Origin of the sequence: Mycobacterium sp. SMC-17, assembly GCF_045310915.1 — a bacterium.
Lineage (GTDB): Bacteria > Actinomycetota > Actinomycetes > Mycobacteriales > Mycobacteriaceae > Mycobacterium.
Map to the genome: position 1 here is coordinate 116,080 of NZ_JBJIAK010000011.1, position 12,594 is coordinate 128,673.

Consider the following 12,594-nt stretch of genomic DNA (forward strand, 5'->3'; position numbering starts at 1 on the left):
CCCTGACAAGATTCGGCGGGCACCACAGCGTGTCGCCGTCCGAATCAGGCGATGACCGCCCTCGACGAGGTGCTCGCCGCTATCGTCACGGGCATGACCACGATCGACCCCGACGCCCCCGTCCTCGTCACGGGCGCCAGCGGGTATATCGGCAGCTGGATCGTCCGTTACCTGCTCGAGGCGGGGCACACCGTGCACGGGACGGTGCGCAATCCGCAGAAGCCGACCGGCCTGGAGCACCTCCACAAACTGTCGGCCGACCACCCGGGCAAGCTCAAACTCTTCAAGGCCGACCTGCTCGACGTCGGCAGCTTCGACGAGGCCATGGCCGGCTGTGAGCTCGTAATGCACACCGCGTCGCCGTTCCTGCTCCAAGGTGTCACCGACGCGCAGGAATCGCTGGTGCGCCCCGCGCTGGAAGGCACCCGCAACGTCCTCGACTCGGTGAACCGCACCGAGAGCGTCAAGCGCGTGGTGCTGACCAGCAGCGTGGTGGCGATCTACGGCGACGCCCGCGAATCGCGCGACGTCCCCGGCGGCGTGTTCACCGAGGACCAGTGGAACACCACCAGCAGCGTCGACCATCAGCCGTATTCGTATTCGAAGACCGTGGCCGAGCAGGAGGCCTGGCGCTACCAGAAGGCGCAGGACCGCTGGGACCTGGTGACCATCCATCCGGGCCTGGTGCTCGGCCCGTCCCTGACGAGCGCCAGCGACTCGGCCAGCCTGGCCACCATGAAGCAGTTCGCCGACGGCACCATGCTGACCGGTGCGCCGGAGCTGACCTCGGGCATCGTGGATGTGCGCGACGTCGCCGACGCCCACGTACGCGCCGGCTACACACCCGAGGCGCACGACCGTTACCTGGTCAACGCCGCCTCGCTGAGCCTGCTGGAGATCGGCCAGATCCTGCGCGCCAAGTTCGGCGTCCTGTATCCGTTCCCGTGGCTCAACGTGCCCAAGCTCGCGGTCAAGGCCGTAGCGCCGGTCATCGGGCTGACGCGCGAGTTCGTCGACACCAACGTGGGCTACCCCCTCGTCTTCGACGCCAGTCGCAGCCAGAGCGAGCTCGGATTGGTGTATCGACCCATCGAGCAGACCGTCACCGACCACTTCCAGCAGATGCTCGACGACGGCATCGTGCGCAAGCGGCCGAGCATCCGGCTGCCGTAGTGGGCACCCTCACACGTGTCGTCACATTCGGGGCGCCCCTCCTAGACTTCCGGGGATGATCACCGCACGAGGACGCGTCGCGCTGGGCGCGGGCGCCGCCGCCCGGTGGGCGTCGCGCGTGACGGGCCGCGGTGCCGGCGCCATGATCGGCGGGCTCGTCGCCATGAAGCTGGACCCGTCGATCCTCGGACAGCTCGGCTCCGGGCGGCGCTCCGTCGTCGTCACCGGGACCAACGGCAAGTCGACGACGACGCGGATGACGGCGGCGGCGCTGGCGACCCTCGGGCCGGTGGCGTCCAACAGCGAGGGCGCCAACATGGACGCCGGGCTGATTGCCGCGCTGGCCGGATCGCGCAAGGCGACGCTGGCCGCGCTCGAGGTCGACGAGATGCACGTGCCGCATGTCTCCGACGCGGTGGATCCGTCGGTGATCGTGTTGCTCAACCTGTCTCGTGACCAGCTGGACCGTGTCGGCGAGATCAACCACATCGAACGGACGTTGCGTGCCGGACTGGCCCGTCACCCCAAGGCCGTTGTCGTGGCCAACTGTGACGACGTTCTGGTGACCTCGGCGGCGTACGACAGCCCCAATGTCGTCTGGGTCGCCGCCGGTGGCGGCTGGTCCGGCGATTCGGTGAGCTGTCCGCGCAGCGGTGAGGTGATCGTCCGCGAGAACGGGCACTGGCATTCGACCGGTACCGATTTCTCCCGGCCGGCTCCGCAGTGGTGGTACGACGAGACGAACATCTATGGGCCCGAAGGCTTTACCGCACCCATGACGCTGGCCCTGCCCGGCACGGTGAACCGCGGCAACGCGACGCAGGCAGTCGCCGCGGCGGTGGCGCTGGGCGCGTCGCCCGCCGCGGCGGTGGCGGCGGTGTCGACGGTCGACGAGGTCGCCGGCCGCTACCGGACCCTGCAGGTCGGCGAGCACACCGTGCGCATGCTGCTGGCCAAGAACCCCGCCGGCTGGCAGGAGGCGCTGTCGATGGTCTCCAGTGACGTTGCCGGAGCGGTCATTTCGGTGAACGGCCAGGTGCCCGACGGCGAAGACCTGTCCTGGCTGTGGGACGTGAACTTCGAGCACTTCGTCGACTTCCCGGCGCCCATCGTGTCGGCCGGCGAACGCGGCACCGATCTTGCGGTGCGCCTGGGTTACGCGGGCGTCGACCACACGCTGGTGCACGACACGCTGGCCGCCATCAAGTCCTGCCCGCCCGGGCACGTCGAGGTCATCGCGAACTACACGGCGTTCCTGCAGCTGAGCCGGGAGCTGGCATGAGCACGCCCGTACGCATCGGTCTGGTGCTGCCCGACGTCATGGGCACCTACGGCGACGGTGGCAACGCCGTCGTCCTGCGACAGCGCTTGCAGATCAGGGGAATTGATGCCGAGATCGTCGAGATCACCCTGAACGACCCGGTGCCCGATTCGATGGACCTCTACACCCTCGGCGGCGCCGAGGACTACGCCCAGCGACTCGCCACCCGGCACCTGCTGCAGTACCCGGGCCTGCAACGCGCCGCCGAACGCGGCGCTCCCGTGCTGGCCATCTGCGCCGCCATCCAGGTCCTCGGGCACTGGTACGAGACCTCGTCGGGCGAGCGCGTCGACGGCGTCGGACTGCTCGACGTCACGACCTCACCCCAGCCCGAGCGCACCATCGGCGAAGTGACGTCGGTTCCGGTGATCGCGGGCCTGACCCAGAAGCTGACGGGCTTCGAAAACCACCGCGGCGGAACCGATCTGGGCCCTCTGGCCCAGCCGCTGGCACGCGTCGAGAAGGGCGCCGGCAATCGCGCCGGCTCCGGCTACGACGGTGTCGTGCAGGGCAGCGTCGTAGCGACCTATCTGCACGGCCCGTGCCTGGCCCGCAACCCCGAGCTGGCCGACTACCTGCTGGCTCAGGTCGTCGGCGACCTGCCGCCCCTGGACCTGCCCGAGGTCGACCTGCTCCGCCGCGAGCGCCTCGCCGCGCCCCGTCGCGCTTAATCCCTGCCGCGCAGGTTAGCCGATGGCGCACCGGTATCCGGCAGTAGCTCACTCGGAGCCCCAGTGTGCAAGACCACCAACACATCTCGCGCGCGAGTGGCTGCGACGTATAGCAGCGACCGCTCACGCCGAAGTGCATCTGCGCGTTCAGCTTCAGGAAGTGACTTCAGCCGGTACTCCGACGGCAGACTGTCCCTCCCTACTCCAACCAGAATCACCCGGGAGAACTCCATGCCCTTCGAGCGGTGCATGGTCATCACAGCAGCTTTCCCAGACGCGGCCTGGCCGTCGCGGTCGACGAACCGCACCTCGGCGCCGTATTCGGCCAGCACCCGCGGCAGTCGCTCACCTTCGTTGCGCGTCGACACGAGCAGGCCAACCGGACCAACGGCATCGCCCCACTCCTTCACGAAGCCCGCTGCCCGCTCATAGAGTGCGCTGAGCGATTCACATTGCACAACAAACGGTTTCGGCCCACTGCGCGCAGACCGATAGCCATCAGATGACACGGCCTCTTCGTTCAGGTCCACGAATTGCTCGCCGCTGAGAATCCCGAGCGCGTACCGCAAATTCTGGTCAGTCGTCCGGTAGTTCAAGGTGAGTCGTTTGGACCGCCCGACGATGTTGATGCCGAACCGCTTGAGTGCCACTTGGTTCCCGTAGATCCGTTGATGCGAATCTTCTGCCAGGAAAAGATCATTCGGCCCGGGGGCCACCAGAGCCCGCAAGAGCATCAGCCGGGTCGGGCTGAGGTCCTGCGCCTCGTCGACCAGGATGTGGTCAGCGAACCGCAGGCCCGTCGTGTCCAGGTAGGTCGCGGCGATGGCGGCCCGCTCGTCCCAGTCGGTCGCGCCGTTGGCGGCTGCGGTGGAACGGTACGCCTCGATGATGTCCCAGACCTGCCCACGTTTGCCGCGGTCGAGCGCAACGCCGCGCCCGGGTCGGCGGACTTTCAAGTACTGCTCACGCGAGGTGATTCGGTTGGGCAGCACGATCATTCCGTACTCGGCCGCCAAGAAACCCGGCGAACGAAGCTCTGCCGACAGGTCCGACCCCGCCGCCGCATTGGCCCACTCCCCGTCACCGACGACACCCAGAACATCCGCGCCCCGTGGGCCGAGCACCGATGTGACGGCAGCGCTGTCGGCCATCGTCAGCACACGATGCGCGATCGCATCGACGCCGCCAACATAGATACCGGGCTCCCCCAGCGCATTGGCGATTGGCAGGTCACGGTCGAGCACTTTCAACTGGTCGCGCAATCCATCGGCGAGTGTTCTGTTGAACGTTGTCAGCACGATTCGTGCAGACGGATTCGCCTTGGCCAGCGCACGGGCTCGATGCAACAGAACGACGGTCTTGCCGGTTCCGGCGCCACCGGATAATCGAGCGGAGCTGTTGTAGCGCTTGTCGACGAACATCCGTTGTTCGGGATGCAGGTAAACCCGCCATGCATGAAAGTCGTTCTTCTCCAGGATGTCCCGCAGCGAGTCGTCGTCACCGTTGATGAACGCGAACTCCATCTGGGCCGCGGGATGCTTCAACGCCTCGAGCAGGTCGTCGTCTGATTCGTCATCGGTCTTCGTGTCACGAATCGAGTAGGCGTCGCGGACGTCCGACAGTGGCTTGCCGGTGTAGATGTCGAGCAGCGCTTCGCCCTGCCACTTGGCAGACGCTGTGGCTGCATAGTCGAGAAGTTCTGAAGAGTCGGTGATGTCGAGCACGCCTTCGGCGAAGTCGGCGTCGATGCCGAGATCGGTGAACATATCGACGGTGAATTCCCGTTCACGCAACGACTTTTCGACCGTGGATACAACTTCGGTCGTCGCCGGCTGGGGCGTCGGCGGCTTTGGTGCCGCCGCCTCGGCGTCCTGGTCGGCTTTGATCAGCTCGGCAATTCCATTGCGCGGGTTGATCGACACCTTGACCTTGCGCGCCTGCTCGATCGCGTCGTCGTGCGGAAGGGTGCCGAGGTAGACGTAGTGTGCCTCGGCGCCAGAGCCCTGGACCTTGACCATAACTGCGCGGTAGAAGTCGTTGACTCGGCCCGTTCGTACTCTCGGGTCGATGCAATTGTTGATCGGCTCGATGTGCAGTCCCGGTGCGGTGTCGTCCTTTTGGAGTTTGGCCAGAAACGCATACACCGCCTTCTGGGTACTGCCGTCGACATCACCGAGTTGGGGACCGAAAACGATCTGCGGCATTACGAGGACACCTTTCCGATCACCGCTGAAATCTCTGACGCCTCGGCTGCAACCAGCCGCCAACCGAGATCGACCAAATCTGTGCGGTCCTCGTCGTACAGCTCCAAGTCCACAGCGATCTTGTACTCGGGCCACGCAATGCTGGTCATTATTCCTTCCACCTCGGCGCCGACGGTCGGCTTCGGCAGCTTCAACTCGTCGATCCGCGCCAGCAGCCTGGCCTCGACTTCTGTTGCACCGTCTGCATTTTCCGCCTCTGGCACCACAACCGACCCGAGCTTCATGTGGTTACGCGTGGTGATGACGGTTTCGGCTTGCCGCAGGCTGAGCAGATTGGACAGCCAGAGCCATTCCTGCCAGGAGGCCTTGCCGTCGGGTCCGGCTTCCGCGTCGTCGAGCACGACGGCGGTGGCGAATGTGAACGTTGCCTGGTCGACGTGACGAAGGACGACGGCCAGTCGGTCGCGTCGCCATACCGTGGCGACGGCATCGCCTGCCGCAGGCGCACCCCCATCGAGGACGTCAAGACCCACCTGCGCCAGGTGGGCATCCGACCGCATTGGCAATTGTGTGACACCGTCGGGGACGAGGAAGAACGGCACCCAGTGGGCCAGGTCTCGACGCTCGTCTGCCGAGGGCGCCTGAATCCAGGCCAACAGGGATTCCATCGGCCCGCGCGGAATGAGGTCCACCGCTTTCGCTGACAGCTTGTCGCCGGCTGCGGCCAACACCGGGGACACGGTCTGCGCCGAGTACCACGACGGCGGTTTCGCCTCTTTGAGGTCATCCCAAGTGAAAGCCATCACGAAATATCCTTGGCCGCGCAGATTTTGCCGCTTCTCGGCGTCGTCCCACAGTCGGTTATTGGTGATGCTGGCGTGGAAGTCGAATCCGTCGGTGAAGATCGCGACCGGCGGCACGCCGGGCTTTTTGGACCGAAGCACGAAGTCGGGCTTGCACCCGGAAATGTTCTGCTGCGGCTGAAGTGTCCACTCTCGTCCGGCTCCCAGCGAGAAATTCCACGCGATGCCAGAGCCGGTCCAGAACGGTTCGATGGTGGCGCCGAGAGTCTTGAGCCGTTCTTCCAGTACCCGACGGAATTCGAGTTCGAGAGTCGATTCGTGGGACTTCGTGTCCGGCCACTCTTCCTTCAAGTTCCACGTCATTGTGGTGGGGGCGCCGAGCAGTTCGCGCAGCCGGTTCTCCGCGTACGCACGGTCGGTGTACTTCACCTGATGCAGCGACGCGAACGGCAGCAGGCATTTGTCGCAGGCCAGCTTGCCGTCATCCTGGCACGGGCACGCCGCGACAACGTCGAGTGCCAACCGCAGGATCGTCCACACAATCTCCGGGTTGGCGAGCTCGGCCAGATATCCGGTCCCGCCCGGGACGATGTCGTGGATCAGGAGTGCACGGGCTCCGCTGTCGGGATCGCGGATCGGCTGGACCTGCAGGTGGTCGGGCGCGCCGCCGATGTGTTGTTGCAGCCCGAGCAGCAGCGCGGCGGTCATGGACGGGATCGCGAAAGGGTCTGCGCCGACGGTCCATTCGATGGGCAGTCGCATGACGAGCCCCTCAGTGACCATCTTGCGGCCCAGCGCGATGCTGACGGTCTTCTCGTTCTGAGCCGTACGCAACGAGCACCACGGCCGGTGCTCGCGGGGCGAGTTCGAGCCGGTGGCGAGGTCGAGCTTGCCGCACTCGGAGCACAGCCGGAACATGGCCGCGTTCCACTCGTCCCCGGAGATGAACCGCGACGTGCCCGGCGCGTGGGTCTTGCCGATGTTGAGCCACCGCAAAGTCAGGCCACGAATGTGCTTGGCCCCCAACCCGACATCGTTGGCGTACCAGGTGCGGGACGTACCGGCTCCGTCGATGTCGGCAGCGAACACGATGTCGAAGCGCTCGCGGGTCCGTTCATCGCGCACGTCGTCGATGGTGGCTTCTTCGCGGCGGATCGCCGAAGACACCGCGGTCAACTCCACCACAGGGATGCGTTGCCCGACGTCGGCGATACCTGTTGCCTCGCAGCGTGGACACTTCGCGGGCGAGGCTTCCTCGTCGATGAATCCGCAGTCCGGGCAGCACGCCCACGCCCGCATCGCCTCACCCTCGACGCCCAGATCGACGGCGTCGATCGCGATCGCGAATCCGTTGGCGTAAAACGTTGAGCCGGGTGCGAAATCGCGTAGCGCCGCAGCCGATCCCCGGGAGAGTTCGAAGGAGGTGTCGTCGTAGGACTGGGTTTCGGGGTCCATCCACGACACCGACACGGCGAGGGTCACGGAGTCGTCGAGCAGTGTGTAGTTCGGGAACAACCCGAACGTTTCCAGCGTGCTGATCCAGTATTCGCTGCGCAGATCGCTGATCTGACGGTTGGTGAGGTTCAATGCTGCGAGCGCGGTGCGGTATTCGCGTCGGTCGTCTTCGGTGGCGGCCGCAGAATTCGCCTTTTCTTGCAATGCGGGAAGCACACCCTGAACCTGTGTGCGCCGATGTCCCAGTGTTTCAAGGCGTTTCGACCACGCCAACGATGCTTGATGGCATCGGTCCGCGAGGCCGCCACCGGGCGTGGCCCACTCGCGCAGCCGCTTGACCACATCACGATCAAGGGAGCTGAACCCGCCGACGAATGCATCGATGAGTGCGGGGTTGGTCTCGGCCTCGTGGATGAGCGTCCCGAGGTAGGTTCCGGCGACGGTGGATGACAACGCCTCCACGGTGTTGCGTGGGTGCGGCATGTCCTTGTCGCGGGCCAGGCGATCGGCGACCGACGCTACGAACTGGCGGCGCAGAATCTCTTCGGCGTCAAGGTAAGTGGCGGGCGGTCGCACCGCACCGTTGATGATGTCCAGTGGCCGGTAAAACCTCGGTAGCTGGTCACCTCGGGCGGTGACGAACGCGAGGTTGAACGCATTGCCGGTGATGCGGCCGGCGCGGCCCACCCGCTGCAGGTAATTGGCGACGGTCTTGGGCACCGATGCCAACATGACGGCCGACAGGTCGCCGATGTCGATACCCATCTCCAGCGTGGGTGTCGCAACCAAGACGTTGGGCGCATTGGGCGCGGGATTGCGGGCCTTGAACTGGTTCTCGTACTCCAGCCGAACCTTGTCCTCCAAGAGGCTGGTGTGCTCGCGTGCCACCACCCGCTGAATGTCGGACGATTCGTACATCTGGCGATAGAAGTTGTCCTGCAACGGAAAGGCACGCTGGAGACCAGCGCAGCGCGGGACAAAGCAAGGGCCGCCGACCAGTCGGGCCACTGCATCCGGCGCGGCCACGGTGACCGCGTGGCAATCGTCGCACTGCAGCGCCACTTCGCCGCCCGCCATCTCGTCGGGCACGACAGCGCGCACGATCAGCGCGCGCGGATCGAGGTGATAGGTGGTGGCACCTGTCTTGGAGGTGACGGTTCCGATGACGCCGCGATCGGCCAGCTGCTCGAACAGCAGCCGGGCGAGGGTGGCGCCGTCGTTGGCGGTATCCAGGCCGAGCACCTTCTTGGTCCATGCGGCATACCAGCCTCGGACGGAGGCCACCGGTTCCAGATCGGTATCACCACTGCCGCGCTTGCCGGCTACCGGGAATCCCGGCGTGGAGCTTCCTTTGCCGAAGCCGGGCATGCCTTCTTGGCGTTTGCGGCCACCGGTGATCCACCAGCGGTTCCCGTCCTCCTGCCGGAACTTGGCGAACCATTCGTGGTCGATCGCGCCCCGTGTGCGCATCCGCTCGATGACGCCGACGACCCACCGCAGCAGCAGATCGTCGGTTGTGTTGATGATGCTCGACTGCGTTCCCGCGGCGGCCTCCCACGCGGATCGGGCGCAGCGGGTCAGCAGGCCGGGGTTCGCGTCGAGCTCAGCGACGGCACTGCCCGAAAGCTCAAGCGTGCGACCGACATTCGAGCGCAAACCGAATTCCAGCTCGATGTCGAGCAGCAACCGTTTCTCCACCCAGCCACGCACCTGCCGCGGAACCTGCCGCAGAGTCGGCGTCGACCAGAACTTCTCGAACTTCTCCCGCGCGGCGAGCTCGGGCGGCAGCACGCGATAGCGCTTGCTCTGGTCATCGCCGGCCAGATCCACGACGCGCGCGGCCAGTTTCGCGAGGTCGATGTCGTCGTCGCCGATCGCCTGGCGCACCAGCGAGCGCAGAGTCAGCGCGTGGGAGCGGGCCTGGACGAATCCGGCCCGGTGCGCCGCGTCCTGCACGCTGTCGGTGAACACCAGGGCTTTCTTCTCCCGCGGGTCCAATCCTGGTGTGCCGAACAGCCCTGACAGCGACACCGACAGCATGGTCGCGATCGCCGAACCCAGGAACCGAATCCCCTCCGCACGAAGACACGACGGGCAGGTGTCCTTCTTCGAGAGGTCTCCCGCGTTGTCGCCCTTGTGGGTCAGCACCGGAAGTACGACGGACTCTTCGCCGCCGCCGCACGCGGACACCAGTTGCCGCGCGTCGACGTCGAACCACATCAGGTTGGAGTCTTCGCCTGCCTCCGGTTCGCGGTCCCCGTCAGCGGGAGCGTAGATAAGTGGTCGGAACCGTTCATCGCCCTTCATGTGCTTCGTGCGGATCGCGTCATCGCTGGAGTCCAGTTCCCAGCCGGTGGGCGCCAGGATCACGCCCCAGCCGGAGCGGTGGCAGTGCCGGCAGTAGATCGCCGGGAACGTCGGCAGCGCGTGGCCCGAGGCGTCGGCGACGATGCCGTCGTCCTCCCAGATCAGCCGAGGCGAACCGGCCGCCTCACGCCCGACACGGGTCAGCTCACGGATCCACAAGTGTGCCTCTAGCGAAACCGCTTCGCGGCCGCACTCCTTACGGAGGTGGCTGAGCATCCCCAGCACCGCTTCGAAGAACGCCTCGACATCGGCCGGCCTGGCCACCGCGATCTCGCGAGGATTCACGGTCTCCGCCGCGAGGTCAGCCAACGACATCGCGTCGCCCGACGCCGAAACGACCGCTTGGACCAACGGATGCTGTTTGGCCAAGTTGAGCAACGCTTCAGCGTCAGCATCCTCGATCGCCTCACGTGGCGCCGAATCATACAGCGCTGCCAGGACTTCAACCGCAATGGCGGCGGGAGGTGTCGGCTTCTGAAGTGCCCGAACCCGGTGAACAACCCCGCTAATCACCGATGCGTCAACATCATTCGGAGGCCACGGTGGAGGTGCACCCGCCGCCCATTCGTCGATGCCGAACCGCGACTCGGTGACGACCGCCGATTGGTCGAACGGCTCGCCGAATACGGTTTCGGCGAAGTCCAGCATGGTGCGTGGATCGCCCTTGTCCCCCAAGGTCGCCGACGTCGCGATCGGTGTGATGCGACCCAGCGGCCGCCTCCAGTCTTCCTCGGTCAGGCTCTGGTCGGCGGCGTTCCAGTAGCTTTTCAGCGTTAACCCGAGACGGCGCAACAGCATTGACACGTCGGTGCCTTGGGCGCCGTCATAGGTGTGGAATTCGTCGAGCACCAGGTACTGCAGGCTGTGTGCGCTCTGCCGCCAGATGCCTGCGTCAGCGTGACGAAGCAGTAGCTGGTCGAGCATCTTGTAATTGGTGAGCAGGATGTCGGGCGCGCAGTCGCGGATGATGTCGCGGCTCGCAATCAGTCCGTCGGCGCTGACTTTGGAGCGTTCGGGACCTTCCTGACCGGTGTAGAGGGCGGCGGTGACGCCGCTGATCGGCTCGTTGCAAACGATAATCGACGCCAGACGGCTCGCCTGATCGTTGGCCAGCGCGTTCATCGGGTACAGGATGATCGCTTTCGTCCCGGTGATGCCCTGGCGTTTGGCGCGCTGAACGTGATCGAGGATCGGATACAGGAACGACTCGGTCTTACCCGACCCGGTACCCGTGGTGACCAACGTCGGTAAAGGACGGGGCTTGTCGGCGGTGAGGTTGAAACTGCTCAGCCGCTCAAAGGCCGCCGCCTGATGGCCGTAGGGTGTGAAGCCCTCGTACCACTCCAGACTGTCGCGCCACCCGGGATCGGCGGGACGGAACGGCAGACGGAGACGCACATACGGCCCCCGGAACAACCCGGTTTCCGGATGCTGCAGAAATTCGTCCAGCGCATAGCGCGCATCTGGATCGGCAAGGGCGAACGTCGTTCCCAAGTAATCGAGCAAGCTGTCCCGGATGGACGCGGCCTGCGAGATCGGGAGCAGCTCAAAGGCCTCCGTGCCGGTGGAGGTGCCAGATTGCGCCTGTCGCATCGCCGGATTCTACGTCTGACGTCTGACAGGCAATTGACAGACTTACCTCACGGATGCCATCTGCGAGACCGCTCGAGAATCGCATCCCGCACCTTGGAGTCGTCGACGGCGATGTAGCGCTGGGTCGTCGCCACGGACGCATGGCCGAGGAGCGTCTGAACGAGGCGTAGGTCATGAGTCGCGTCGTGGATTTCGGTTGCGCACAGATGCCGAAGCTGGTGCATCGTCGTGCCATCTACGAGAGCCCGGGAGACCAAGGTCCCAACCCAGTGCGGCGACAAATGTCCACCCGTCTGGTTCGGAAAGAGGTACCCGGGCGGGGCTGCGCGCAGCACATCCGCCAACTCGTTCGGCAGCGGCAACACGCGGTTCTTTGCGCCCTTCCCATGAACGACGAGCGACCATCCAACGAGGTCGTGGACGAGGTCGTCCTCGGGGCGCACCTGCGCGACTTCCCCACGGCGCATGCCTAATTCATTCGCGAGTCGGAGCATCAGACCCACCCGGCCGTCCGCAGAACCGATCGCTCCGGCGACAACCGCGGGCGCTGCGGGACGTGGCAACGGCTGGCCGGGACGAACCGGTGGCAGCACGTCGGCCAGGTTCACGTCAGTCCGGCCGGTCTCGACCCCCCAAGCCCAAAATCTGCGAAACGACGAACGGACAGCACGGGCAGTCTCTCGTGCCCACTGATGGCCACCAGCCCATTCCAGGAGATCACTTGGGCCCAATGTCCAGGGAGACCCTGACAGGCCTGCCCTGCCGAGTCTCCGCACATGATACATCCGAAGTTCGATGGTCTGGGGCGATTGCCGCATCGCTTGGAGTGCCAACTGCCAGGCGGATAGTTCGGAGGTCCACAACGGACCGATCGAAGGTTGAGTAGTAGTCATGACCGATTGCACGCCCCAACAGGCGGCAGGGCGATGGGATCGACGGACGCGCCACCGAACCGCAGCCGGAACAACAGGTTCGGTCGGCCTCATTCATCCCGAGACGCATTTCAC

Annotated in this window: 6 protein-coding genes; 3 read left to right on the top strand and 3 right to left on the bottom strand. The window is 65.5% G+C overall.

What is annotated here, in order from left to right:
• The first annotated feature begins 51 nt into the window (after window positions 1-51).
• The 3 genes from ACJH7A_RS10165 to ACJH7A_RS10175 are packed head-to-tail and all read left to right on the top strand — an operon-like array spanning window position 52 to window position 3,165.
• Complete coding sequence (locus ACJH7A_RS10165; RefSeq protein ID WP_406801881.1) at window positions 52-1,173, top strand: SDR family oxidoreductase; 1,122 nt, start codon at window positions 52-54, stop codon at window positions 1,171-1,173.
• A 55-nt stretch (window positions 1,174-1,228) separates the two neighbouring features.
• A complete protein-coding gene (locus tag ACJH7A_RS10170) occupies window positions 1,229-2,455 on the top strand; it encodes a MurT ligase domain-containing protein (protein ID WP_406801882.1) in 1,227 nt (408 codons plus the stop codon).
• Window positions 2,452-3,165: a type 1 glutamine amidotransferase gene (locus ACJH7A_RS10175; protein ID WP_064860307.1), complete on the top strand. Its 714-nt coding sequence runs from the start codon at window positions 2,452-2,454 to the stop codon at window positions 3,163-3,165. Before ACJH7A_RS10170 ends, ACJH7A_RS10175 begins: the two co-directional genes overlap by 4 nt.
• Here the strand turns inward: ACJH7A_RS10175 and ACJH7A_RS10180 are convergent.
• The 3 genes from ACJH7A_RS10180 to ACJH7A_RS10190 are packed head-to-tail and all read right to left on the bottom strand — an operon-like array spanning window position 3,162 to window position 12,195.
• Entirely contained in the window at window positions 3,162-5,369 is a 2,208-nt protein-coding gene (locus tag ACJH7A_RS10180) for a UvrD-helicase domain-containing protein (protein ID WP_064860306.1), read from the bottom strand. The two genes, ACJH7A_RS10175 and ACJH7A_RS10180, sit on opposite strands and share 4 nt — an antisense overlap.
• A complete protein-coding gene (locus tag ACJH7A_RS10185) occupies window positions 5,369-11,587 on the bottom strand; it encodes a DEAD/DEAH box helicase (protein WP_406801883.1) in 6,219 nt (2,072 codons plus the stop codon). The genes ACJH7A_RS10180 and ACJH7A_RS10185 overlap by 1 nt, the downstream gene beginning before the upstream one ends.
• A gap of 47 nt (window positions 11,588-11,634) precedes the next feature.
• A complete protein-coding gene (locus ACJH7A_RS10190) occupies window positions 11,635-12,195 on the bottom strand; it encodes a site-specific integrase (protein WP_165605586.1) in 561 nt (186 codons plus the stop codon).
• Window positions 12,196-12,594: the final 399 nt, after the last annotated feature.